22 protein-coding genes are annotated in these 22,978 nt (G+C 73.0%); 20 read left to right on the top strand and 2 right to left on the bottom strand.

Going from position 1 to position 22,978, the window contains the following annotated elements; translation table 11 throughout:
* Window positions 1-5: 5 nt before the first annotated feature.
* The 11 genes from DA075_RS30705 (at window position 6) to DA075_RS30655 (ending at window position 9,778) form a co-directional block, all read left to right on the top strand.
* A complete protein-coding gene (locus DA075_RS30705; protein ID WP_099956966.1) occupies window positions 6-1,403 on the top strand; it encodes a hypothetical protein in 1,398 nt (465 codons plus the stop codon).
* A complete protein-coding gene (locus tag DA075_RS30700) occupies window positions 1,400-1,924 on the top strand; it encodes a hypothetical protein (RefSeq protein WP_099956965.1) in 525 nt (174 codons plus the stop codon). Before DA075_RS30705 ends, DA075_RS30700 begins: the two co-directional genes overlap by 4 nt.
* A 10-nt stretch (window positions 1,925-1,934) precedes the next feature.
* Window positions 1,935-3,140 carry a hypothetical protein gene (locus DA075_RS30695; RefSeq protein ID WP_174800189.1) on the top strand — a complete coding sequence of 402 codons (1,206 nt, stop codon included), beginning with the start codon at window positions 1,935-1,937 and terminating at the stop codon, window positions 3,138-3,140.
* Between the two features lie 83 nt (window positions 3,141-3,223).
* Window positions 3,224-4,222: a trypsin-like serine peptidase gene (locus DA075_RS30690; protein WP_099956964.1), complete on the top strand. Its 999-nt coding sequence runs from the start codon at window positions 3,224-3,226 to the stop codon at window positions 4,220-4,222.
* Between the two features lie 102 nt (window positions 4,223-4,324).
* Window positions 4,325-5,176 carry an OmpA family protein gene (locus DA075_RS30685; protein ID WP_099956963.1) on the top strand — a complete coding sequence of 284 codons (852 nt, stop codon included), beginning with the start codon at window positions 4,325-4,327 and terminating at the stop codon, window positions 5,174-5,176.
* Window positions 5,177-5,205: 29 nt separating this feature from the next.
* A complete protein-coding gene (locus tag DA075_RS30680) occupies window positions 5,206-6,165 on the top strand; it encodes a hypothetical protein (RefSeq protein ID WP_099956962.1) in 960 nt (319 codons plus the stop codon).
* 16 nt (window positions 6,166-6,181) lie between these two features.
* Entirely contained in the window at window positions 6,182-7,138 is a 957-nt protein-coding gene (locus DA075_RS30675) for a hypothetical protein (RefSeq protein ID WP_244936686.1), read from the top strand.
* 8 nt (window positions 7,139-7,146) lie between these two features.
* Window positions 7,147-7,416, top strand: coding sequence for a hypothetical protein (locus DA075_RS30670; RefSeq protein WP_099956960.1), 270 nt, complete (start codon window positions 7,147-7,149; stop codon window positions 7,414-7,416).
* On the top strand, window positions 7,413-7,718 hold the full coding sequence (locus tag DA075_RS30665) for a hypothetical protein (protein ID WP_244936685.1): 306 nt from the start codon (window positions 7,413-7,415) through the stop codon (window positions 7,716-7,718). Before DA075_RS30670 ends, DA075_RS30665 begins: the two co-directional genes overlap by 4 nt.
* Window positions 7,706-8,311: a hypothetical protein gene (locus tag DA075_RS30660; RefSeq protein WP_232388957.1), complete on the top strand. Its 606-nt coding sequence runs from the start codon at window positions 7,706-7,708 to the stop codon at window positions 8,309-8,311. The genes DA075_RS30665 and DA075_RS30660 overlap by 13 nt, the downstream gene beginning before the upstream one ends.
* 33 nt (window positions 8,312-8,344) lie before the next feature.
* Window positions 8,345-9,778 (top strand): hypothetical protein, encoded by a 1,434-nt coding sequence (locus DA075_RS30655; RefSeq protein ID WP_244936684.1) that lies wholly within the window; start codon window positions 8,345-8,347, stop codon window positions 9,776-9,778.
* Between the two features lie 160 nt (window positions 9,779-9,938).
* Here the strand turns inward: DA075_RS30655 and DA075_RS30650 are convergent, their stop codons facing one another.
* A complete protein-coding gene (locus tag DA075_RS30650) occupies window positions 9,939-11,174 on the bottom strand; it encodes an ABC transporter substrate-binding protein (RefSeq protein ID WP_099956959.1) in 1,236 nt (411 codons plus the stop codon).
* A 314-nt stretch (window positions 11,175-11,488) separates the two neighbouring features.
* Window positions 11,489-12,109 carry a TetR/AcrR family transcriptional regulator gene (locus DA075_RS30645; protein WP_232388954.1) on the bottom strand — a complete coding sequence of 207 codons (621 nt, stop codon included), beginning with the start codon at window positions 12,107-12,109 and terminating at the stop codon, window positions 11,489-11,491.
* A gap of 404 nt (window positions 12,110-12,513) precedes the next feature.
* Here DA075_RS30645 and DA075_RS30640 point away from each other — a divergent pair, with 404 nt between their 5' ends.
* The 9 genes from DA075_RS30640 to DA075_RS30600 all read left to right on the top strand — a co-directional run bounded on the left by DA075_RS30640 (window position 12,514) and on the right by DA075_RS30600 (window position 22,661).
* Window positions 12,514-13,275: an SDR family NAD(P)-dependent oxidoreductase gene (locus tag DA075_RS30640; RefSeq protein ID WP_099956957.1), complete on the top strand. Its 762-nt coding sequence runs from the start codon at window positions 12,514-12,516 to the stop codon at window positions 13,273-13,275.
* Window positions 13,272-14,483 carry an acyl-CoA dehydrogenase family protein gene (locus tag DA075_RS30635; protein WP_099956956.1) on the top strand — a complete coding sequence of 404 codons (1,212 nt, stop codon included), beginning with the start codon at window positions 13,272-13,274 and terminating at the stop codon, window positions 14,481-14,483. The genes DA075_RS30640 and DA075_RS30635 overlap by 4 nt, the downstream gene beginning before the upstream one ends.
* Entirely contained in the window at window positions 14,480-15,268 is a 789-nt protein-coding gene (locus DA075_RS30630; protein WP_099956955.1) for an enoyl-CoA hydratase/isomerase family protein, read from the top strand. The genes DA075_RS30635 and DA075_RS30630 overlap by 4 nt, the downstream gene beginning before the upstream one ends.
* Before the next feature lie 2 nt (window positions 15,269-15,270).
* Window positions 15,271-16,431: an acetyl-CoA C-acetyltransferase gene (locus DA075_RS30625; RefSeq protein WP_099956954.1), complete on the top strand. Its 1,161-nt coding sequence runs from the start codon at window positions 15,271-15,273 to the stop codon at window positions 16,429-16,431.
* Entirely contained in the window at window positions 16,431-17,213 is a 783-nt protein-coding gene (locus DA075_RS30620) for an enoyl-CoA hydratase-related protein (protein WP_099956953.1), read from the top strand. The genes DA075_RS30625 and DA075_RS30620 overlap by 1 nt, the downstream gene beginning before the upstream one ends.
* Window positions 17,214-17,617: 404 nt before the next feature.
* On the top strand, window positions 17,618-18,847 hold the full coding sequence (locus DA075_RS30615; protein ID WP_099956952.1) for an ABC transporter substrate-binding protein: 1,230 nt from the start codon (window positions 17,618-17,620) through the stop codon (window positions 18,845-18,847).
* 61 nt (window positions 18,848-18,908) lie between these two features.
* The gene (locus DA075_RS30610) at window positions 18,909-20,090 is read left to right on the top strand and encodes an acyl-CoA dehydrogenase family protein (protein WP_232388948.1); all 1,182 of its coding nucleotides are present in this window, start codon (window positions 18,909-18,911) and stop codon (window positions 20,088-20,090) included.
* Window positions 20,087-21,622, top strand: a complete 1,536-nt coding sequence (locus DA075_RS30605; RefSeq protein ID WP_099956951.1) for an acyl-CoA synthetase — start codon at window positions 20,087-20,089, stop codon at window positions 21,620-21,622. Before DA075_RS30610 ends, DA075_RS30605 begins: the two co-directional genes overlap by 4 nt.
* A gap of 103 nt (window positions 21,623-21,725) precedes the next feature.
* Complete coding sequence (locus DA075_RS30600; RefSeq protein WP_099956950.1) at window positions 21,726-22,661, top strand: acetamidase/formamidase family protein; 936 nt, start codon at window positions 21,726-21,728, stop codon at window positions 22,659-22,661.
* The last annotated feature ends 317 nt before the right edge of the window (window positions 22,662-22,978 follow it).

The following is a 22,978-nucleotide window of genomic DNA, read 5'->3' as shown; positions in this document are numbered from 1 at the left end:
GGCGCATGACCGGCGGATACGACGAGCGTTGCGCGGCCGACCTCGCCGCCGTGGCCGAGGGCCGCGACCTCTCCCGCGAGGACCGCGCCTGGCTCACCCGGGTGGTCACCGGCGCGGTGCGGCCGAACCGCGACAAGCCGCTCTGGGACCTCGCCCACGCGCTGGCCGCCCTGGCGGGTCTCGCCGGCGCCCGGGACGGGCGCGATCTCGTCACCCTCGCCCTCGATCCGGGGCTGGCGCGGGCCGACCGGGCGGAGGCGCGCTTCGCGGGGGCGGGCGCCGCCGTCGATGCGCGCGGCCTCATTGGAGCGGCGGGCTGGCGCACGACCTGGGCCGGCCTCGCGCGGCTCCTGGCCCTCGCCGAGTTCGTGCTGACGGCCGAGGACTTGGGCCATTTCCCTTGCGTCACCGGCTGGCTCGACGACCTCGCCGCGGCGCCGGACGCGGAGGGCGCCGCGGCCTTGAGCCGGCGCCTGGCGCGTCATCTCGCCGCCTACCGCCAGGCGCACCTGCCGCTTGCCCCCCTGGAGCGGCGCTTCCGGGCGATCCTCGGCTTCCTCGACGGGCGGCGCGCCTTCACGGACGACGACATCCTCGATTTCTGGCGCGGGCAGATGCAGGGCGACGACCGGCCGGGCTTCCGCACGGTGGCCGAGCATTTCGTGACCTTCGAGGCGGCCTCCGCCCTGCTGGGCGGGCTCGCGGAACTCTCCGCCCCCGCCTCGCTCGACGCGGTCGAAGGCTGGGAGAAGCGGCTCGACGCCTCGCTGGCGGACCTCGCCGCGGCCGAGCCGGCCGAGGCCCTGGCGGCCCTGCTCGAAGGCCTGCCGGAGGGCCCGAAGATCCTGACGGGAGCGGAGCGCGACGACCTCGCCGAGTTCCTGCGCCTGGAGCCGTTCCACCGCACCCGCCCGCTGACGACGCTGCGGGCCGCGAGCTTCGGGCGGGTGCAGTCCGGCCTCGCCAACCGCCTGCGACGGGGCGGCGGGGGCCCGAGCATCGCGGAGCGCACCGCCTGCGCCGAGGCCGAGACCTATTCGGCGCTCGCCGGGCGGGCCGAGGCGCTGACGGCCCATCTCGACCGGATGCTGCGGATCGCGGCGGCGTTGCGGGTGCCGGCCGATGCGGAAGGCCTCGCACCGGAGATGCGCGACACCCTCGCGGCGGCGCTCGCCGACATCCGCCGGGTCCGGCGCGCCGGCTTCGACGATCCGGATCGGCTGGCCTCAGGCTTCGCCACGGCGGATGCGGCGCTCCTGCGCCTCGCCGAGGAGGCCGGCCGTCTCGCCCGCGCGATCGCGGGCCTGTCCCGGAATCGGCCGCTCGACGCGGCCTTCGCGGCGGACCGGGAGGTCTTTGCCCGGATCTTCGCCGAGGCCTATGCGGCGGAGGCGAGCGCGTGAGCGACGAGGCACGGCTGCTCGCCGAGATCCACGCCGCCCGCGCGCTGATGCGGGAAAGCGGGCCCGCGCGCGATGCGGCGGGCCGCCCGGGCGCCGCGTCGCTCTGGGCCCACGCCACCCGCGCGGCGGACGCGCCGGTCGATGTCGCGGTGGCCCGGGCGATCCGGTCCGATCCCGCGACCGCCCGGCGCTACCGGGCGCTGCTCGCCGGACAGGCCATCGCCCACGCCCCGCGGGCGATCGCGGCCTCGGACGGGGCGCTCGCGGCGCGGCGCGTCGGCGCCTTCACCCTCGAGATCCTGCCCGCGACCGAGGACGGGCCGCCGCTCCTGGTGCTGCGGGGCGCCGAGGCGCAGGCGCTGCGGGCCATCGAGGCGATGCGCGGCGACGAGGCCGTCCGGCTCGCCCTGCCGCCGGCGATCGACGGCGCGATCCTGGTCGCCCTCGATCCGGCGGTGCCGGAGGCGATGCGGCTCGGTGCGATGCTGCGGGACACGGACTGCGCGGTGTTCCTGCTGTGACGACCGCCGCATGAGGCCCTGCGCGATCCTGATCGTGGTGCCGACGACCGGCGGTCCGGTGGTTTTGCGCAGCCTCAAGGCCCGCCCCGGCCTGCCGGCCTCCGCCGCCTTCGCGGCGGGCGATTACCGGCCCCTGCCGTGGTCGGGCGACTATGCGCGGCTCGCAGCCGGCGGCGGGCCGCTCGCGCAGTGGACGCACGCCGAGGCCGGCCCTTACGAATTGCGGCTCTCCGGCTCCTTCGATGCCGGCCGCTCGTGGGAGGTGCCGGTCTGCCTCGCCCACGGCCTCGTGGCGCAGGGCCATACCCTCGCGCCCGAGCCGGAGGCGGCCGACCTCGTCCTGTGGGCGACCGGGGCGGTCGACCTCGATCTCGCGGTGCTGCCGGGCGACTACGCGCTCCTCGACAAGATCGCGCGCTCTGGATCCCTGCTGGAAGCGGCGGCGCGGGCCGACCTCGCGGTGCTTCTCCCCGACGGGCCGGAAGCGAAAGAGGCCGAGCGGGCGTTTCGCGCCCTCGGCCGGGCCCGCCCGCCGGTGTTCCTGCCGCGCACGGAGGTGCCGGCCGCCCTCGCGGCTCTGGCGCGGCCGGCGCCGTCCGTCGCGCCCGGCCGCCAGCTCCCTGCCCTTCCGATAGCCTTGGCGGCAGCGCTGGCCGCCGCAACCCTCGCCGCCGGCGTCGCGATGCTCCGCCCGCGCCCGGAACCGGACCGGCCCGTCGTCGCCGACGCCACGCCCGTGCCGGTCGAGGCGCCCCCGGCCGTGATGCCTGCGCCGGAGCCGGCGCGCGCGGTCGTGGTGGAGGAGCTGGTCGCCCCGCCGGGCTCGTCGTGCCGGCGCGTCGCCTTCGGGGCGGATCCGCCTGTGCGCCGCCCGGTCCCCGTCGAAGAGCCGGGCCGGCTGCGGGCGAGCCGCCTCGCGCCGGACCTGTGCGGCCTCGCGATCCGTCCGGCTGAGCCCGGTGCGCGCGTCGCGGTCGGTCGCGACCTTGCGGCCGCCGCGCTCCCGCCGACGCGCCTGCCCGACGGCGCGGAGGCCTATTTCCTGCGCGAGAACGGCCGGCGAAACCTCGTCTACGCCGTCCAGGTCATCCCAGGCCGGGTCGATTCTGGCCGAGCCGATCCTGGCCGAGCCGATCCTGGCCGAGCCGCTGGAAACCCAGTCGAGCCGGGCGCCGCGAACCCGGGCGACCAGCTCACCCACGCCCTCGTCCCGTAACGACTTGATCCGGCCCGAAATCGACTTTCTTTGACTTGCGCGCCGGCAGGCGGCATAAAGCCGCCGCCGAGAGGAGGACAGCGATGGCCACAAGCCACCGGACACGCCGCTCGACCAAGGGGGACACTTGCGGAATCATCAGCCTGATCCTGGCGCTCGGCGCCGCTGAACCTGCGCGGGCGCAGAGCGTCGGGTTCGATCCTGCGGATTACGGTCGCGCGCAACTGCCGCTGCGGCAGACGACCGGCGACGCGGCCTCTTACGTCGACCGCAACAAGGGCGCGTTCGAGCCGATCGCCGAGCTCGACCCGAAGGATGGCCTCGCGGCTTTGGCCCGCCCGATCGGCCGGGTCGACATCGTGCTGAAGAACGCCCGCACCGGTCAGATGGTCGGCGCCTCCTGCACCGGCTCGCTGCTGCCGGGCGACTACGTGCTGACCAACCACCATTGCCTGCCGCAATCGGGCGACCTGACCCCGGTCAAGGCCTCGATCCTGATGGATTACCTGACCCTCGACGGCGCGGGCTCGCGGCGGTTCGAGATCGACCCGAAGCCGGTGGAGTTCGACGCGCGCCTCGACTATGCCCTCGCCCGCGTCGCCGGCAACCCGACCGCCACCTACGGCGCGGCCCGGCTCTCGGGCGAGGCGGTGGCGGGCAACCGCTCGATGCTCGTCATCCATCACCCCCTCGGGCGCCCGAAGGTGATGAGCCGCTTCCGCTGCTTCGCCATGAAGGAGCAGGCCGAGGGCCCGGACCTGCGCCACCGCTGCGACACGCTCGGCGGCTCCTCCGGCTCGCTGATGTACGATTCCTCGGTGGCCGGCGTCGCGCTGCACAAGGAGGGCGGCCTCGACCCGAAGGACCCGTCGAGCTTCAACGCCGCGACGCGTCTCTCGGCGATCCTCGGGCGCAGCCGCATCCTGTCCGAGATCGCCGCCCGCCAGGGCCGCCCGGCCGCCGCCACGGCCGCCGCCGACCCGGCGCCGCAGCCGACACCGGCGGCGAGGCCCGCCGCCCGGCCCGCCCCCGACGCTCCCCTCGATCCGGCCGGGATGAACGCGATCCTGCGCGGGCGCTGACCCCATCACGAAAAAAATCGTCCGCCGGCGCGGCGAAAGCCGCTCTGGCCTGTCCAGGCACGGGGTGTGGGGGCCGAAGCAAGGCCCGCGAGGAGACACATCATGGAAAGGATCGACGCAGGCCCGGCGCGGCCGGCCGTCCCGGAGGAGAGCGCCTTGCGGCGCACGGCGAAGCGGCGCCTCGGCCGGTCCTGCCTCGCCCTGGCTCTCGGCCTCGTCGTCGCACTGAACAGCGCGGCGCGGGCGAACCCGCTGACCGAGGCGCCGGGCCGGGCCGAGCGGCTCGACGAGGCCGGGCCGGCGCAAGCGCCGGCGGAGGCGCAAGTCCGCAACCCCTCCGCCACCGCGATCATCCGCTCCCTCGCCCCCTTCGCCGACGGGAATCCCGGCAGCCCCGCGCGGGCGCTGACCCCCGACGACGGCGGACCGTCCGTCCGCGTCGATCCGGCCCGCTCGGTCGATCTCACGGTCTTCTTCGCCTATGACAGCGCCCGCCTGACGCCGGAGGCGCGCATCCAGCTCGAGCCGCTCGGCCAGGCCCTCGCCTCGCGGGACCTCGCCGGCCACGGCTTCCTCATCGCCGGCCACACCGATGCGGCGGGCAGCCCGGCCCATAACCGGCGCCTGTCGCTGGCCCGGGCACGCGCGGTGCGGACCCATCTCGTTGCGGTTTACGGCATCGATCCGGGCCGGCTGCGCGTGCATGGCTGGGGGCCGAACCGCCCGAAGGACCCGGCCGCGCCGCTGTCGCGGGTCAACCGCCGGGTCGAGGTCAGCCTGCTCGCCCCCGCCCGCCACGGCGCGCTCCGCTTCATCGGCCCGGCCGCCGAGGCGGCCTGCGGCGAGCCCGCTGCCGACACTTTGGCGGACACCTTGGCCGACCCGCGCCTGCGCGTCGCCCTCGACCTCGACGATTTCGCGGCGGCGCCGACGCCGCGCCCCTGCTCCGAGTGACCCGACATCCCCGCTTCAGGAGGACCACGATGCCGCTCATCCGTGCCGCCGCGCGCCGCTGCGCCCTCGCCGCACTCTCCCTCGGCCTCGCGCTCGTCGCAGGCCCGGCGCTCGCCCAGCCCAAGCCCAACGTCGTGGTGATGGGTGAGGATGCCGACGAGGATTCGGTGCCGCGCGGCAACCGCATCTTCCAGCGGGTGATCGCCGAGCTCTCCGAGACGATGAACCTGCGCGGCTACAACGTCTACGACGAGACCGCGGTGGCGATGGGCTTCAGCCAACCGAACCGGGTGCGCCGGCGCGACGCCGAGCTGATCGAGGTCGCCCGCGCGGTGCAGAACCCGCCCCTCGACGTGGTGGCGGTGTTCCAGATCTATGCCTCGGCGTCGAAGTCGGCCTATTCGGACATCGTGCGGCCGGAAGTGCGCATTCCGGGCCGGCTCCTCAACGTGCGCACCGGCCAGTCCCTCGGCGCGTTCGAGGTGGCGGGCGTGCAGCTGCCGCCGCTGCCGCAGGGATGCGACCGCGAATGCCTGCTGGAGCGGGTCGGCGCCGAGGCGAAGGTCATCGCCGGCGACGTCGCGGCGGCGCTCACCGCGAAGGTCGACGGGGTGGTGGCGCCCCGCCGCGGCACGGAGCAAGGCGCGGCGGCGGGAACGGGCGCGGCGGTCCCTGGCCCGGGAGCGGTCGCGGCCGCCTCCGGCGGGGAGGCCTGCGGCGGACTGCCGACGGCCTACGTGGTGCGGATGAACGGCTTCTCGCCCCAGGAGGTCCAGGCGGCCGAGGAGTACATGGCGGCCTTCCGCTGCTACGAGCACCACCGCCCGGTGCGCGCGGGGGCGTCGGCCGCCGAGTACTGGTACGAGACCCGCTCCGATTCCGCCCGGCTCGGCCGCAACCTGCGCCTGATGCTGGAGCACATGAGCGCGCCGGGACAGGTCCAGTTCTCCGGCAACACCTTCGTGCTCAGCCGCGTCGCGACGCGCTGACTTCGGGAGACCCATGATGGCATCGTCCCTTCGCACCGCCGGCCGGCTTCTGGCCGCTCTTTGCCTGCTCTCATCGGCGTCCCCGGCCCTCGCCGCCGAGGCGATCTTCCCCCCCGCCGCGTCCGTCGGCCTCGCGCCGCCGCCCGGCATGGTGCCCTCCCGGGCCTTCGCGGGATTCGAGCACCGGTCCGGCGCCTCGATCCTCATCACCGAGATGCCGGAAGAGGCCTACGGCCAGCTCGTCGAAAAATTCACCCCCGAGGCGTTGCGCGCCACGGGCTTCGAGGCTCAGGGGTCCGGGGCGGCCCTGCGCGTCGCCGGCGGCGAGGGCCGGGTGCTGCGCGGCCGCCAGGCGGCCAACGGGCAGAGCTACACCAAGTGGGTCGCGGTGGTGCGGGGCGGGGCCGGCACCGGCCTCGTCACCGTGCAGGTGCCGGAAGCCGCGCGGGGGCAGGTACCCGATGAGGCCGTCGAGGCGGCCCTGACCACGATCGCGTTCCGGGCTCCCGGCAGTCTCGCCGACCAGATGGCGGCCCTGCCCTACACCGTCGGCGACCTCGCGGGCTTCCGCCCGGTGCGCACGCTGATGGGCAACGCCCTGATGCTCACCGACGGCCCGAAGGACATCGATCCCGACGGCACGCAGCCGCTCGTCGTCGTCGCCCCGGCGATGGGCCGCGCCGCCATTCCCCCCGGCCAGGAGGGTGCCTTCGCCCGCAAGGCCCTCGCCACCTTCCGGGAGATCAAGGACGTCACGATCACCGAGGAGGACCGCTCGACCCGCGACGGCACGGTTTTCCACCGCCTGCGCGCCGCCGGCACCGATCCGAAGAGCGGTCGCCCGGTCGCGGTCACGCAGGTGATCCGGTTCGACGTGACGGGCTATCTGCGGGTCCTCGGCCTCGCGCCGGCGTCCCAGGCGGAGGCCCTTGCCCGCACCGAGCGGGTGGCCGCCTCGGTGGCGATGCGGTGAGGCGGCGCGTGGCGGTCCGCCCCCTCCTGCTCGCCGCGCTTCTCCTCGGCTTCGGGGGGATCGTGCAGGCCGCCGACGTCCCGCACTTGCTGCGGGACTGGACGGCCCTCAACGGCGCCTGCCGCGGCGGGCGCGGCGACGACCCCGCCACGCTCGCGGCCTGCGACCGGCGCGACGCCATCGACCGCCGGCTCGCCGCGGCGGGCTGGTGCTACGGCCGGCCAGGGGATGCCGGCTACCAGCGGGTCTGGCGCCCCTGCACCGGGACCGGGCGGTGAAGCCCTGGGCCCTGCCCCTGCGCAGAGGGAGCCGGCTCCTGCTCCTCGCCGGTGTGCTGATCGTCTGGGCGCCGTTCCTGCTCCTCGTCCTCTCCCTGGCGATCGCCCGCCTGACGGGATGCGAGGTCAACGAGGCGCGGGCGAATCCCTGCCGGGTCGCCGGCCTCGACATCGGCGGCCTGCTCTATCGGATGATGGTGATGGGCTGGCTCGTCCTCCCGCTCCTGCCCTTCATGGCGCTCACGCTGATCGGCGGAGTGGTCGCCGGAATGGTGGCTCTCGTCAGGGCGTGGCGGCCGTGAGCCGGGCGGGACGACGGCTCCTGCTCGCCGCGGCGGGTGGCCTCTCCGCGCTCCTCGGGCAGGGGAGCGCGCGGGCCGGAGGCCTCGTCGCCGAGCGCGCCTTCCCGCCGGCGGGAGCCTGCTACGGGCGCCGCTACGATGCCGCCCACCTCGCCCGCCATCCCGGCCAAGTCGTGACCGGCCTGCACCTCGGGGGCTCGTCGCGCGACCTGATCCGGCTGCGGGCCGAAGCCGGCCGGGTCGATCCCGAGCTGACCCTGAGGCTGCGCATCGACTTCGCGGACGGCACCTCGTCCGAGGGCGAGGTCGGCTGCCTGGAGGAGCGCGGCCGGATCCGGCGCTGCGGACGAAACGCCAGCTGCGCCGGCGATTTCGCGCTCGAAGCCCTGCCCGGCGGCCGCCTCGCGGTCGTCAACGACGACGCGGCCTCGCGGATGCCCACGACGGCGAACGCACGGGCGGGATTCAGCCCGGATGCCGGATGCCCGCCGGGCGGCCGGGCCGGGCGCTTCGTTCCGCCCGACGCGCAGAACCGCGTCTTCCACCTGGAGCGGCTGCCGCTCGCGGCTTGCGCTCCGGGCCCGAGCCGCTGACCACCCCCTCGTCGCCTCAGCGCGGAGCGCGCCATGACACTCACCGCCCGGCTCCTCGCCGTCGCCCTCATCCCGCTGCTGCCCGCGGCAGCCGCGGCCCAGGCCTTGGGCGCGGAGATACAATCCCCGCAGGCGCCCATGCCCGACAGCGGGCTCGACAATCGCTCGGCCGAGGCACCCGCCCTTCCCTTCGCCACCTCGGCGGGCTTGCGCGCCGAGACGGTCGCCCGGCACGTCAGGGACTTGCGCGCCAGCAACCCGGTCGCGGCGGCCGAAATCGCCCGGGAGATGAGCCGGCACGATTACGACGCGATCTTCCGGAGCTTCCTGACGGGCACCGATCTGCGGGCGGACGATGCCGGGGACGTGCTCACCGCCTTCATCGTGCTGCAATGGATGGTCGCCAACGATGCGGCGGTCGAGCCAAGCGCCGGCGCGCTCCGGGCGGTACGGCGCCGGATGGTGGCGCCGCTGGCCGACAAGCCGCCCCTGTCGCAGCCGCTCTCCCGCGCCGCCTTCGCCGAGCAGGTGAAGCTGCGTGCCGTCCTGCACCATGCCGGCTGGCAGGCGGCGAAGCGCCTCGGGACGCTGCCGACCTTCCTCGCCGGCCTGTCGAAGGACTTCATCCCGCCGGCCAAGCTCCGGGCGGTCGCGCTCACCGATGACGGGCTGGTCGGACAGGGCGGCCGCCGCCCGTCGCGGGAGACGCCATCCGCCGCACGCCCTCCCGCCGCCCCGTCCGTGGCTGTGGCGCCGCCGACGCTCCCCGGTCCCGCGGCGGAGCCGCTGGCCGCGCCGCGCCACGCGGCGAACTGGGCCGAGGTCGAGGGGGTGTATTTCCGCGCCGCAACGGGCGTCGGGGTCGGCGGCATGATGGTGATCGAGTACGAGCCGCTGATCCTGTTTGGCGACGGCACCAGCTACGAGATCGCGGATGCCGCCCTCGAGGATGTCGACCTCGCGGCCGAGCGCGCCGCCCATCCGCGCCGGTTCGGCCGCTGGACCCGCATCGGCGAGGCCTACCGGCTGAGCGGCCGGGACGGCAAGCCGCAGGACTACAAGCTCCAGGACGGCTCGTTCTTCCGCGCCTTCCCGGCCGAGGCGGACGAGCGGACGATCGCGCGCTCCTACCGGCGCCTCTCGGGCGGCGGCACCAGCGCGATGGGCGGCGACGTGACGATCGCGGTCTCGAACCGCTACGACTTCCGCCAGGACGGGACTTACGGCCGCGGCGGCTCGGTCGGGGCGACGAATTCGGGCGCGAGCACCGGGGTGGGCTCCGCGATCGGCCGGCGGCGCGCGCCGGAAGGCGGGCGCTACGCGCTGGACCGCCACACGCTGACCCTGACCGGGCCGGACGGGCAGAGCCGCCGCCTCTTCTTCGCCTATGGCTCGCAGGGCAGCCCGGCCCGACCCGACCGCGAGATGGCGTTCATCGGCGGCCGCGTGTTCTCGAACCCGGATTGAGGCTCGCCCGCGTCGGGACGCGACGTTCTACCCGCGCGATCGCGCCGCGCCGCGCGGGCGTGCCGCCGCGGGGCGCAATCCGGCCGCACCTGCATCGGCGAGGACCATGAGACCGGGCGAAGCCCGGGCGGACCTCACCGATGGTGTCGGCGCGGCCGGCTCAGACGAGCTTGCAGGCACTGCCCTGCAGGGGCCGGAACGCCTCGCTGCCAGGTACGGTCGCCACGAGGGAGTACTGGTCCCACTCGGCCGTCGACTCGGACGGCCGCTTGACCTTGGCGAGATACATGTCGTGCAGCATCAACCCGTCCTGCCGCACCCGGCCATTCCTCACGTAGAAGTCGTCGACGGGCAGCGCCCGCATCCTGTCCATGACGCGGTCGGCGTCCCGGGTGCCGGCATCCTGCACGGCCTTCAGGTAATGCGTCGCCTGGCTATAGGCCGAGGCCTGGAGCATGGTCGGCATCCGCCCGACGAGGGCGCGGAAGCGCTGCGACCAGGCGCGGGATTCCGCGGTCCGGTCCCAGTAGAAGGCGGTCGCCAACAGGGTTCCTTGCGCGATCGGCAGCCCGATGCTGCGCACGTCGGTGTCCATCAGCACCATCGCGGCGACGCGCTGGCCCTCCCGCTGCAGCCCGAACTCGTGAGCCTGCTTGATGCAGTTGACCGCGTCGGCGCCGCCATTGGCCAGCGTGACGACCTTCGCCCCCGAGGCCTGCGCCTGGAGCAGGTAGGAGGAGAAGTCGGGCGTGCCGAGGGGCGCCCGGACGGTTCCCAGCACCTTCGCGCCGGCCGCCTGCACCACCTGGGTCATGTCGTTGACGAGCGCCGCGCCGAACCCGTAATCGGCCGCGATGAAGAACCAGCTGTCGCCGCCGTCCCGGACGATCGCCGGGCCGATCGTCTTCGCCATCGCGTGCGAATCGTAGGTCCATTGCGTCGTGTAGGGCGAACAGAACTTGCCGGTGATGTCCGACGAGCCCGGGCTGGTGGCGAGCACGATTTTTCGGCGCTCGGCCGAGAGCTGCATGATCGCGAGCGCGATGGCGGTCGAGGGCAGGTCGATGATCGCGTCGACGCCCTCCTGGTCGTACCAGCGCCGGGCGATGGCCGAGGACACGTCCGGCTTGAGCTGGCAATCGGCGGAGACGAGCCTCGCCTTCTGGCCGAGGCAGGGACCGAAATCGTCGATCGCCATCTGGACGGACTTCACCAGCGCCGGGCCGCTGATATCCGCGTAGGCCGAGGACAGGTCGCTGAGCGCGCCGATCGTGACCGGGCCGCCAGCAGCAGCCCGGGCGCCGCGGCCGGACAGGCCCAAGACGGCGGGTGAAACGAGGGCGGGCGCGGCGAGGCCGCCCAGCATCGTCCGCCGGGTGAGAGGGGCGTTCGTCATGGTTTCCTCCTGCGGGAGGCCCGGGACTTGTCCCGCCCGGTGCCCCGATGGCGAACGGCATCACGAGGGCGACCCCAGCGGACCTCCGGCGGGTCGCGCCGCATCCGAGGCGGCGTGCCTCGCCAGGGCGGTCCGTGCACCACCCCGCCGTCTCATGTTTTAACTTACTCATGAGTATGGATCATACTCATGTGAATTTTCAAGCATCCTTCGGAGGAGACCGGTTGGACAGACGGAAGCCTGCCGGGCCGCCGCGGCCCGGAAGCGGTCTCGGGCCTCTGGGTCTCGGACCCCCGGGTCTCGGACTCCAAGTCTCAGGCTCTCGGCGCCAGGCCCCGGGTAAGGAAATCGACCATCTCGGCCGCAACCTCCGCCGGCCCGCGCGACCCTTGCGGATCGTACCAGCGCGCCGGCCAGTTGAGCGCCCCGGCCAGCGTGAAGGCCGCGATCCAGGGATCGCTCCGGGCGATCGAGCCGTCCTCCATGCCGTCGGAGATCAGGTCGCGCATGGCTTGATCGATCCGCTTCTTCAGGGCCCGGAAGGAGCGCGCGCTCTCGGGCGACAACGCCTCGTCGCCGGTGCGGATCACGCAGCGCCCGAAATCGCCCATGTTGATCTCGGCGTAGCGGCGAAGAAAGCAGCGCAGGCGTTCAAGCCCGGTCCCGGTCGCCGCGCGCGATTCCTCGACCGCCTCCAGCAGCTGCTCGAGACCGAAGGTCACGCATTCGAGCAGGATCTGATCCTTGTTGCCGAGGTAGTGATAGACCGTCGGCTTGGTGACCCCGAGGCTGGTCGCAACGTCGTCGAGCGAGGTCGCGTGGAACCCGCGCTCGTTGAACATCCGGACCGCCGCCAGGAGGACGGCCTGCCGCTTCGCCTCGCGCTCGCGGCGCCGCGCGGTCGCGGTCTTGAAGGGAGAGGGTGAGTTCGCCAACGGCCGCATGTCCCGAAAAATTCCTGCGAACCCCAGTGGACATGGATGCGGGCCGGGTTCAATATACCGATGAGAATATAATGTCCTAGAAGGTAGGAAACGCTCACAAGGCGGCGGCCGGCGAGCTGGGAACGGCGCTGCCGAGGTCTCCCTATGCCGATCGGCGGAGCTGCCCGGCCGGCGAGGAGAGTCCAGGTCGCGTCCGGTCCTCAGGGACGATCCGGACAGAGCCGGGGCATCGGGACGGACCAAGCTCCATCGCCAACGTCCGCCGCGGGCGACCGCCGGTTCTTCATCAGTCAACGACAAGACGACAGGCCGTCGAGGGGACCTGAATCGGCCGGCCTGCGGTCAGACCGGCCGGGTCCGCCTCGACGGCAGACTCGACTGACAGGGGAGGATGCATGCGTATCAAGGATGCGGGTGCCGTGGTGACGGGCGGCGCCTCGGGGCTCGGCGGCGCGACCGCGGCGCGGCTCGCGGCGGCTGGCGCGAAGGTGACGATCATCGACCGCAACGCCGAGCTGGGCCACCGGCACGCCGCAACGATCGGCGGCCGCTTCGTCGCCGCCGACGTGACCGACGAGCGGGCGATCGCCGCCGCCCTCGACGAGGCGGAAGGGCTCAACGGCAAGGCTCGCATCCTCGTCAACTGCGCCGGGATCGGGCCGCCCGCCAAGGTCATCGGCCGCGAGGGCGACGTGCTGCCCCTGGCGGAGTTCCGCCGCATCATCGACGTCAACCTGATCGGCACCTTCAACACCCTGTCGCAATTCGCCGGCCGGCTGCACCGGGCGGAGCCGATCGGCGAGGAGCGCGGGGTCATCGTCAACACCGCCAGCGTCGCCGCCTTCGACGGGCAGATCGGCCAGGCCGCCTACGCCGCCTCGAAGAGCGCCATCGTCGGCATGGCCCTGCCGCTCGCCCGCGAATTCGCCCGCTACGGCATCCGCGTGATGACGATCGCCCCCGGCATCTTCCTGACGCCGCTGCTGGCGACCCTGCCGGAGGAGGTGCAGGTCTCGCTGGGCCAGCAGGTGCCGTTCCCGAGCCGCCTCGGCCAGCCGGACGAGTTCGCGCAGCTCGTCGAGGGCATCGTCCTGAACCCGATGCTCAACGGCGAGGTGATCCGCCTCGACGGCGCGATCCGGATGACCGCCAAATGAGCGCCCTGCCCTCTCCCGATCACCGCCTCTCCGCCGAGGCCACGGCCCTCGCCGGGCGGGTCGAGCGCTTCGTGCGCGACGTCGTGGCGCCCTACGAGACGGACCCGCGGCGCGACCACCACGACTGCCCGACCGACGATCTCGTCGCCGAGCTGCGCGCCAGGGCCCGCGAGGCCGGCGTGCTCACCCCGCATATCCGGCCGGACGGCAGCTTCCTCAGCCACCGCGAGACGGCGGCGGTGCTGATCCGCTCCGGCCTCTCGCCTCTCGGCCCGCTCGCCTGCAACACCGCGGCGCCCGACGAGGGCAACATGTTCCTGCTCGCGAAGGTCGGCAGCCCCGGGATCCGCGAGCGCTTCCTCGACCCCCTGGTCGCCGGACGGGCGCGCTCGGCCTTCTTCATGACCGAGCCGGCGGAGGAGGGGGGCGCCGGCTCGGATCCCTCGATGATGATCACCACCTGCAGGCCCGACGGCAACCACTGGGTGATCGACGGCCGCAAGGCCTTCATCACCGGGGCGGCGGGGGCCTCGATCGGCATCGTGATGGCGAAGGCGGCCGAGGGCGCCTGCATGTTCCTCGTCGACCTTCCCGATCCGGCGATCCGGATCGAGCGGGTGCCCAACACCCTCGACAGCTCGATGCCGGGCGGCCACGCCGTCGTGACGATCGAGGGCCTGCGGGTCCCCGCCGACCAGATGCTCGGCAGCGCCGGCGAGGGCTTCCAGTATGCCCAGGTCCGCCTCGCCTCGGCGCGGCTGACCCACTGCATGCGCTGGACGGGCGCCTGCCTGCGCGCCAACGAGATCGCCACCGACTACGCCAACCGGCGCCACGCCTTCGGCAAGCCGCTGATCGAGCACGAGGGCGTCGGCTTCATGCTGGCCGAGAACCTCATCGACCTGAAGCAGGCCGAGCTGATGATCGACTGGTGCGCCGGCATCCTCGACGGCGGGGCCCCCGGCATCGCCGAGAGCTCGATGGCCAAGGTCGCGGTCAGCGAGGGGCTGATGCGCATCGCCGACCGCTGCGTGCAGGTGATGGGCGGCAGCGGCGTGACCCAGGACACCATCGTCGAGCAGGTGTTTCGCGAGGTGCGCGCCTTCCGGATCTATGACGGGCCGACCGAGGTGCACAAATGGTCGCTCGCCAAGAAGATCCGGCGCGACTGGAAGGCCAGGACGGGGCAAGCGGAGGCGCGCGCATGAGCGACCCCGTCCACGTCTCGGTCGGGGGGGCGATCGCCACCCTCACCCTCGACCGGCCGAGCGCCGGCAACACGATCGACCTTCCCCTCGCCCGCGGCCTCCTCGCGGCGGCGATCCGCTGCGACCAGGACCCGGCGATCCGCTGCGTCGTCCTCACCGGTAACGGCCGGCTGTTCTGCGGCGGCGGCGACCTCGGGGTGATGGCGGGGGCGGACGAGGCGCTGCCGGGCGTCCTCAGCGAGCTTGCCGGCACCCTGCACATGGCGGTCTCGCGCCTGATGCGGATGGAGAAGCCCCTGCTGGTGCTGGTCAACGGGCCGGCGGCCGGGGCGGGGCTGAGCCTCGCGCTTGCGGGCGACGTCGTGCTGGCGGCGCGCTCCGCCCACTTCACCGCGGCCTATGGCGGCGTGGGCCTGAGCCCCGATGGCGGGATGTCCTGGCTCCTGCCCCGCCTCGTCGGCCTGCGCCGGGCACAGGAGATGATCCTGACCAACCGCCGCGTCGGCGCCGAGGAGGCCGAGCGGATCGGCCTCGTCACCCGCACCGTCGACGACGCGGCGCTGGCGCGCGAGGGCGCGGAGGTCGCCGGCCGGCTCGCGGCCTCCGCGACCCGGGCCCTCGGCCTCGCCCGCGGCCTCCTCGCCGAGAGCCTCGGCTCCGGCCTGGAGACGCAGCTCGAGCGCGAGGCCCGCGCCATCGCGGAGGCCGGCCGGAGCCCGGACGGCCGCGAGGGCGTCGCGGCCTTCCTCGCCCGGCGCACACCCGACTTCACCGGCAGGAGATGAGCATGGCCGAGGCTTACATCGTCGAGGCGGTCCGCACCGCAGGGGGGAAGCGCAACGGCAGGCTCGCCGGCTGGCACCCGGCCGACATGGGCGGCGCCGTCCTCGACGCGCTGGTGGCGCGGACCGGGATCGACCCGGCGGCGATCGAGGACGTGATCCTGGGCTGCGTCACGCAAGCCGGCGAGCAGGGCTTCGCCTTCGCCCGCAACGCCGTCCTCGCCTCGTCCCTGCCCGAGACGGTGCCGGCGGTGACGATCGACCGCCAGTGCGGCAGCTCGCAGCAGGCGGTGCAGTTCGCCGCCCAGGCCGTGATGTCGGGCACCCAGGACGTGGTGATCGCGGCCGGCGCCGAGAGCATGTCGCGGGTGCCGATGTTCTCCAACATCGCGCTGCACGAGAAGGCCGGGATCGGCACCGGGCCGGTGAGCGGGCGCATCCGGGAGCGCTACGGGGTCGCGGCCTTCAGCCAGTTCTCCGGCGCCGAGGCGCTGGCGCGGAAATACGGGCTCGCGCGCGAGACGCTCGACCGCTTCGCCCTCGAGAGCCACCGCCGGGCGGCCGCCGCCACGGAGGCCGGCGCCTTCGAGCGCGAGATCGTGCCGCTGGCGGTGGCCGACGGCCAGCACCGGACCGACGAGGGCATCCGGGCGGATGCGACGCTCGAGGGCATCGCCGCGGTCAAGCTCCTGCAGGAGGGCGGGGTGATCTCGGCGGCGAATGCGAGCCAGATCTGCGACGGCGCCTCGGCGGCGCTCGTGGTGAGCGAGGCGGCGCTCAAGCGGCACGGGCTGACCCCGCTCGCGCGGATCGTCACCCTGGCGGTGACCGCGGGCGATCCGGTCATCATGCTGGAGGAGCCGATCGCCGCCACGCGGCGCGCCCTCGACAAGGCCGGGATGCGCATCGGCGACATCGACCTCTACGAGGTGAACGAGGCCTTCGCGTCGGTGCCCCTCGCCTGGCTCCGGGCGCTCGACGCCGATCCGGACCGGCTCAACGTCAACGGTGGGGCGATCGCGCTCGGCCACCCGCTGGGCGCGTCGGGCACCAAGCTGCTCGCCACGCTCGTCCACGCGCTCAAGGCCCGCGGCCTGCGCTACGGCCTCCAGACGATGTGCGAGGGCGGCGGCATCGCCAACGTCACCATCGTGGAGGCCCTGTGATGCAGGCCGGCGCGTACGAGTTCATCACGGTTACCCGCGAGGACCGGGTGACCGTGCTGACGATCAACCGGCCCACGGCCTACAATGCCCTGAATGCCGCAGCGCACGAGGAGATGGCGGCGGCCTTCGACGCCTTCGCGGCCGACGACGACCAGTGGGTCGCGATTCTCACCGGCGCCGGCCGGGCGTTCTGCGCGGGGCACGACCTGAAGCAGCAGGCCGCCGGCGGCGGCCTCGTGACGCCGACCTCCGGTTTCGGCGGCCTGACCGGACGGTTCGACCTGACGAAGCCGGTCATCGCCGCGGTCAACGGCGCCGCCATGGGAGGTGGCTTCGAACTGGCGCTCGCCTGCGACATCGTCGTGGCCTCGGCGGCGGCCTTGTTCGCGCTCCCCGAGCCGAAGGTCGGCCTCGCCGCGCTCGCCGGCGGGATGCAGCGCCTGCCGCGCGCGGTCGGCCTCAAGCGGGCGATGGCCCTGATGCTGACCGGCCGCCGGGTCTCGGCGCGCGAGGGCCTCGATCTCGGCTTCGTCACCGAGGTCGTCGACGGCGATCCGCTGCCGGCGGCCCGCGCCGTCGCGGCCGAGATCCTGGCCTGCAGCCCGCTCTCGGTCCGGGCCACCAAGGAGGCGGTGCTGCGGGGCCTGACGGTGCCGCTGGAGCAGGCCCTGGCCGAGCAGTGGGACTATCCGGCGATGCGGCGGATGCTGGCGTCGGACGATGCGGCCGAGGGACCGGCGGCCTTCGCGGCGAAGCGCGCGCCGGTCTGGACCGGGCGGTGAAGCCGTCACGACGGCGGCGTAGGCTCGTCTCGACGGGTGCAAGGGAAGGGTGCGGGAGCCCGTTCGCCGTGATCGATCCAGCCCGCAACCTCATCCTGAGGTGACCGGCGATCGCAGATCGTTGCGCGAAGCGGGCCTCGAAGGACGGTTCCAGAGATCACGGCGAGTCCTGGTGGCCTCCTTCACGTCTCCCTTCGGTCGCACCTCGGGGTGTTGTCGTGGGCGGGACAGGAAACATGTCGCAAAAATCAAATTCTCCGGCCAGGTATTGAATATCTCGTCGGATACGGCGACGCCGACAAGATCTCCGATCGCGCAGAGCGAGCAACGTCCCGCAGAGGACGGCCCGATCGGACAGGCAAACCAATGAACGGGATGGTCGACGCTTCGAGGGGGGTGAGGACATGAAACGGATCATCGCATCGACCCTCGCCGGTCTGCTCGCCCTGGCGGCGCCCAGCCCCGGCCGGGCCGAGATCTCCGACGGTTCGGTCAAGGTCGTGGTGCTCAACGACCAGTCGTCGGCCTACAGCGACACCGCCGGCAAGGGCTCGGCGGTCGCCGCCCAGCTGGCGATCGACGATGCCGGCGGCCGGGCCGGCGGCGCGCCGGTCATGCTCCTCTCGGCCGACCATCAGCAGAAGGTCGATATCGGCGCCGGCCTCGCGCGCCGGATGCTCGACGTCGACCGCGCCGACGCGTTCTTCGACATCTCGAACTCGGCCGTGTCCTTCGCGGTCCAGGAGGTGACGCGCGCCGCCCGCAAGGTCGTGGTCCATGTCGGCAGCGGCAATGCCGACCTCGTCGGCAAGGCCTGCTCGCCCTCGGCGGCGCTCTGGCTCTACGACACCTACGCCCTCGCCCGGGGCCTCGCGCGCGCCCTCTATGACGACACGCACCGGAGCTGGTTCCTGCTCACCGCCGACTACGCCTTCGGCCACGCGATGCAGCGCGACCTGACCGCGACCCTGCAACAGCAGGGCGGCAAGGTCGCCGGCGCGGTCCGGCATCCGTTGGGCCAGGCCGATTTCAGCTCGTTCCTGGTCCAGGCCGGCGGCACCGACATGCAGGTCCTGGCGCTGCTCAATGCCGGGGCCGACACCACCAACGCCATCAAGCAGGCGGCGGAGTTCGGGCTGATCCGCGAAGGCGTGAAGCTCGCCGTCCCGATCTTCACCCTCGTCAACGTCAAGGCGATCGGCAATGCGCTCGCCCAGGGCACGACCTTCCTCGCCGGCTATTACTGGGACCACGACGAGCCGAGCCGCGCCTTCGCCCGGCGCTTCGCCGCCCGGCACGGCAAGCCGCCGACCCACGCGCAGGCGGCCGTCTACAGCGCCGTGCGCCACTACCTCAAGGCGGTGGAGGCGACGGGCTCCGACGACGGCGTCGTGGTGATGGACCGGATGAAGGCGATGCCGGTCGAGGATTTCATGACCCGGGGCGCCGTCCTGCGCCCGGACGGGCGGCTCGAACGGGACATGCTGCTCGTCGAGGTCAAGGCGCCCAAGGACGTGCGCGGCGAGTGGGACCTGATGAGCGTCCGCGCCACCGTCAGGAGTGCCGACATGCTCCGCCCCCTGGCGGAGAGCGAGTGCCCGCTGGTCGTCACATCCACTGTCGCCAGGCCCTGACGGCGGGAGAGCCCAGACCCGACGCGGCACCCCGGTGCCTGCCGCCACCCGAGGAGCGACGATGCTGAGACGCCGCCTGTTCCAACCCGAGCACGAGGAGTTCCGCCGCACGGTCCGGCGCTGGGCCGAGGCGGAGGTCTACCCGCAATCGAAACGCTTTCGCCAGGAAGGCATGGTCTCGCGCGAGGTCTGGCGCAAGGCCGGCGCGCAGGGCTTCCTGGCGATGTTCGCCGACCCCGCCCATGGCGGCCTGGGGCTCGACGATTTCCGCTTCGACATGGTGCTCACGGAAGAGCTCGCGGCGCGCGAGAACGGCCTCTACATCCCGCTCCACAACCGGATCGTCGCGCCGTACATCCATCGCTTCGGCACCCCGGCGCAGCGCGACCGGTTCATGCCCGGCATCGTCTCGGGCGAGACGATCCTCGCCATCGCCATGACGGAGCCGGATGCCGGCTCGGACCTGTCGGGCCTGCGCAGCCGGGCCGAGGATCGCGGCGACCACTGGCTCCTCAACGGCGCCAAGACCTACATCTCGAACGGGATCCTGGCCGGCCTCGTCGTGGTCGCGGCCCGGACCGGGCCCGGCCGGCACGAGATCGGCCTGTTCCTGGTCGAAGGCGACCGGCCGGGCTTCGCCCGCGGCCGGCGGCTTGAGAAGATCGGCCTGAAGTCGCAGGACACCGCCGAGCTGCACTTCACCGACATGCGCCTGCCGAAGGAGAATCTCCTCGGGCCGGCGGCAGGCGGCTTCAAGCTGATGATGCACAACCTCGCCGAGGAGCGGCTGATCGGCGCGGTCCAGTTCCTCGCCCATGCGCAAAGGGCCTTCGCCCTCACGCTCGACTTCGTGAAGGAGCGCAAGGTCTTCGGCCGCGCCCTCGGGACCTTCCAGAATTCCCGCTTCGTCCTGGCGGACCTGCGCGCGCGGCTCGACGCCGCCCAGGCCTTCGTCGATGCCTGCGCGGCCGAGCACCTCGACGGGGCGCTGTCGTCCGAGCTCGCCGCCGAGGTCAAGCTGCACGCCTCGGAGACGGAAGGGGCGGTGGTCGATGCCTGCCTGCAGCTGCATGGCGGCGCCGGCTTCATGGAGGAATACGAGATCGCCCGGATGTACACCGCGGCCCGGGTCAGCCGGATCTACGCAGGATCCTCCGAGATCATGAAGGAGATCATCGGCCGCGGGCTCGGCCTCGACGACCGGCCGAGGCGCGGCGCCGCGGAGGGGGAGGATCGCGCATGAAGCACCCGTCGCACTTCGCCCGGGTCACGCCGGACAAGGTCGCCTACCGCATGGCGCGCTCGGGCGAGACCATGACCTATGCCGAGCTCGACGCCCGGTCGAACCGCAACGCCCACGCGCTCCGCGCCCTCGGGGTAGGCCAGGGCGGGAATGTCGCCCTGCTGTTCGAGAACCGCCTGGACTTCCTCGCCCTCGCCTGGGCCTGCCAGCGCAGCGGCATCTTCTACACCGCGATCAACACCCATCTGGCCGCGGCGGAGATCGCCTACATCGTCGGCGATTGCGACGCCACGGTGGCGATCGTCTCGGACACCTTCGCCGCCTGCCTCGACGATCTCGCAGCCGCCTGCCCGACGGCGCGGTTCTTCGTCTGCGGCGGGGCCTCGCCGCCCGAACGCGACTGGAAGGCCCTCGCCGCCGGCCAGCCGGCGACGCCGGTCGCCGACGAGGCGGCCGGCGCCGACCTGCTCTACTCCTCGGGCACCACGGGGCGCCCGAAGGGCATCGTGCGCCGCTTCGAGCCGCGCCCGATCGACACCGTGATCCCGGCCCTGATGTCCAGCCTGTGCGAGACGATCGGCGGGATGGGGCCCGACACCGTCCTGATCTCCCCGGCCCCGCTCTACCACGCGGCCCCCCTGCGCTTCGCCATGATGACGGCGATGCTCGGCGGCACGGCCCTGGTCACGGAGAAATTCGACGCCGAGGAGGTGCTCCAGCAGATCGAGACCTGGGGCGTCACCCACGGCCAGTTCGTGCCGACGCATTTCGTGCGCATGCTCAAGCTGCCCGAGGCGACGCGGGCCCGCTACCGGCACGACACCTTGCGCGTCGTCTACCACGCCGCCGCCCCGTGCCCGCGCGACGTGAAGGCGGCGATGATCGAGTGGTGGGGGCCGATCCTGGTCGAGTACTATGCGAGTTCCGAGGCGAACGGGGTCACGCTCGCCACCTCGCAGGAGTGGCAACGGTTTCCCGGCACGGTCGGACGCTCGCTGACCGGTCCGATCGTCATCGCGGACGAGGCCGGCCAAGAGCTGCCCCCCGGCGAGATTGGCGCCGTCTACTTCGACAGCGGCGTGCAGTTCGAGTACCGCAACGACCCGGAGAAGACCGCCGCCGCCTATCTCCGCCCCGGCTGCGCCACCTTCGGCGATATCGGCCACGTCAACGAGGAGGGTTTCCTCTTCCTGGCCGACCGCAAGGCGTACATGATCATCTCGGGCGGGGTGAACATCTACCCGCAGGAGACCGAGGACCTGCTCGTCTCGCATCCCGCGATCGAGGACGTGGCGGTCTTCGGCGTGCCGAACGAGGAGATGGGCGAGGAGGTCAAGGCCGTCGTTCAGCTGCGCGCCGGCATCGACGGCACGCCCGAGACGGCGCGGGAGATCATCGCCTGGTGCCGCGCGCGCCTGTCCCACTACAAGGTGCCGCGCAGCATCGACTTCCGCAGCGAGCTGCCGCGCACGCCGACGGGCAAGCTCCTCAAGCGCCTCCTGCGCGACGAGTATTGGGCGGGACGCCGATAGCGCGCCGGCCCGGTTCCGGCGCCGCCGCCCTCGACGCGCCGGGCTCGGCGGGCGATGCTGGCAGGCGGGCGACACCGCGCCGGCCGATCCTGGATCTCCCCGCATGACGCATCGCCTGACCGCCTCGCCCGAGACCTGCCGCTGGGGCTACCTCGACGCGGGCGTACCGCCGGTCCTGGCGATCCGCAGCGGCGAGCGGGTCACGATCGAGACGGTGTCCGGCGGACCCGACGCCCTGCCGCCTGAGGGGTTCCACGTGCCGCCGGAGCTGCGCGCGATTCACGCCGCGGAGACGGGCGTCCCCTCCGGCCACATCCTGACCGGGCCGGTGGCGATCGCAGGCGCGCGTCCCGGCGACGTGCTCGAGGTGCGGATCCTCGACGTCTCCTTGCGCCAGGACTGGGGCTACAACCGCCACCGGCCGCTCGCCGGCACCCTGCCGGACGAGTTTCCCGTCTTCCACCACATGAACATCCCCCTCGACCGGGAGCGCCGGACCGCCCGGATGCCCTGGGGGCTGGAGCTGCCGCTCTCGCCCTTCTTCGGCGTGATGGCGGTCGCCCCGCCGCCGGCCTGGGGCCGCTGCACCTCGATCATCCCGCGCGCGTTCGGCGGCAACCTCGACAACAAGGAGCTCGTCGCCGGCACCACGCTCTTCCTGCCGGTTTTCGCGGAGGGCGCCCTGTTCTCCTGCGGCGACGGCCACGGCGCGCAGGGCGACGGCGAGGTCAACGTCACGGCGATCGAGACGGCGCTCTCCGGCACGTTCGAGTTCGTGCTGCGCCAGGACCTGCACCTGACCACCCCTCAGGCCGAGACGCCGACCCACGTGATCACGATGGGCCTCGACCCCGACCTCGACCGCTGCGCCGAGCGGGCCTTGCGGGAGATGATCGACCTGGTGGTCGCCCGAACCGGCATCACCCGCGACGAGGCCTACGCCCTGTGCAGCATCGCCGCCGACCTGCGGGTGACGCAGACGGTCAACCAGCACAAGGGCGTCCATTGCATGCTGCGCAAGGACTTCCTGGTCCGCTGACGGCGCGGAGCGGCCCTGTCGTCGAGCGGGTCGTCCAGAGCCTGCCTGATTCACGATCATCGTGTTGCGAAACGTCCCTCTCCAACCCGCGACCTGATCCTCGAGTGCCGCCGCTCGCAGCGGCGCCGAAGGAAGTCTCCAGACATCTCTGCGAACTCTGGAGCCCTCCAGCGAGGCCAGCCGGTTTCCGATCGACTGACACCTCAGGATGAGGTCGTGAGCGGGAAGGGATTTCGATCTGTCATACCAGCGCGCCTTGCCATCGACGCGTCGATGGCAAGGCGTCCGGCGCATCAGCGCCGGCGCCCATTCGGGCT

It is taken from the genome of Methylobacterium currus (assembly GCF_003058325.1).
Taxonomy (GTDB): domain Bacteria; phylum Pseudomonadota; class Alphaproteobacteria; order Rhizobiales; family Beijerinckiaceae; genus Methylobacterium; species Methylobacterium currus.
Note: the sequence above shows the minus strand (reverse complement) of the source record. Positions and strands in the feature narration are given on the sequence as shown.

Excerpts from the sequence above, each read along its gene's own strand:
- DA075_RS30630 (WP_099956955.1), top strand. The coding sequence starts at position 14,480 with ATGAGCGACCCCGTCCACGTCTCGGTCGGGGGGGCGATCGCCACCCTC.
- DA075_RS30680 (WP_099956962.1), top strand. The coding sequence starts at position 5,206 with ATGCCGCTCATCCGTGCCGCCGCGCGCCGCTGCGCCCTCGCCGCACTC.
- DA075_RS30695 (WP_174800189.1), top strand. The coding sequence starts at position 1,935 with ATGAGGCCCTGCGCGATCCTGATCGTGGTGCCGACGACCGGCGGTCCG.
- DA075_RS30705 (WP_099956966.1), top strand. The coding sequence starts at position 6 with ATGACCGGCGGATACGACGAGCGTTGCGCGGCCGACCTCGCCGCCGTG.
- DA075_RS30690 (WP_099956964.1), top strand. The coding sequence starts at position 3,224 with ATGGCCACAAGCCACCGGACACGCCGCTCGACCAAGGGGGACACTTGC.
- DA075_RS30685 (WP_099956963.1), top strand. The coding sequence starts at position 4,325 with ATGGAAAGGATCGACGCAGGCCCGGCGCGGCCGGCCGTCCCGGAGGAG.
- DA075_RS30650 (WP_099956959.1), bottom strand. The coding sequence starts at position 11,174 with ATGACGAACGCCCCTCTCACCCGGCGGACGATGCTGGGCGGCCTCGCC.
- DA075_RS30610 (WP_232388948.1), top strand. The coding sequence starts at position 18,909 with ATGCTGAGACGCCGCCTGTTCCAACCCGAGCACGAGGAGTTCCGCCGC.
- DA075_RS30620 (WP_099956953.1), top strand. The coding sequence starts at position 16,431 with ATGCAGGCCGGCGCGTACGAGTTCATCACGGTTACCCGCGAGGACCGG.
- DA075_RS30600 (WP_099956950.1), top strand. The coding sequence starts at position 21,726 with ATGACGCATCGCCTGACCGCCTCGCCCGAGACCTGCCGCTGGGGCTAC.
- DA075_RS30625 (WP_099956954.1), top strand. The coding sequence starts at position 15,271 with ATGGCCGAGGCTTACATCGTCGAGGCGGTCCGCACCGCAGGGGGGAAG.
- DA075_RS30640 (WP_099956957.1), top strand. The coding sequence starts at position 12,514 with ATGCGTATCAAGGATGCGGGTGCCGTGGTGACGGGCGGCGCCTCGGGG.
- DA075_RS30635 (WP_099956956.1), top strand. The coding sequence starts at position 13,272 with ATGAGCGCCCTGCCCTCTCCCGATCACCGCCTCTCCGCCGAGGCCACG.
- DA075_RS30615 (WP_099956952.1), top strand. The coding sequence starts at position 17,618 with ATGAAACGGATCATCGCATCGACCCTCGCCGGTCTGCTCGCCCTGGCG.
- DA075_RS30675 (WP_244936686.1), top strand. The coding sequence starts at position 6,182 with ATGGCATCGTCCCTTCGCACCGCCGGCCGGCTTCTGGCCGCTCTTTGC.
- DA075_RS30605 (WP_099956951.1), top strand. The coding sequence starts at position 20,087 with ATGAAGCACCCGTCGCACTTCGCCCGGGTCACGCCGGACAAGGTCGCC.
- DA075_RS30655 (WP_244936684.1), top strand. The coding sequence starts at position 8,345 with ATGACACTCACCGCCCGGCTCCTCGCCGTCGCCCTCATCCCGCTGCTG.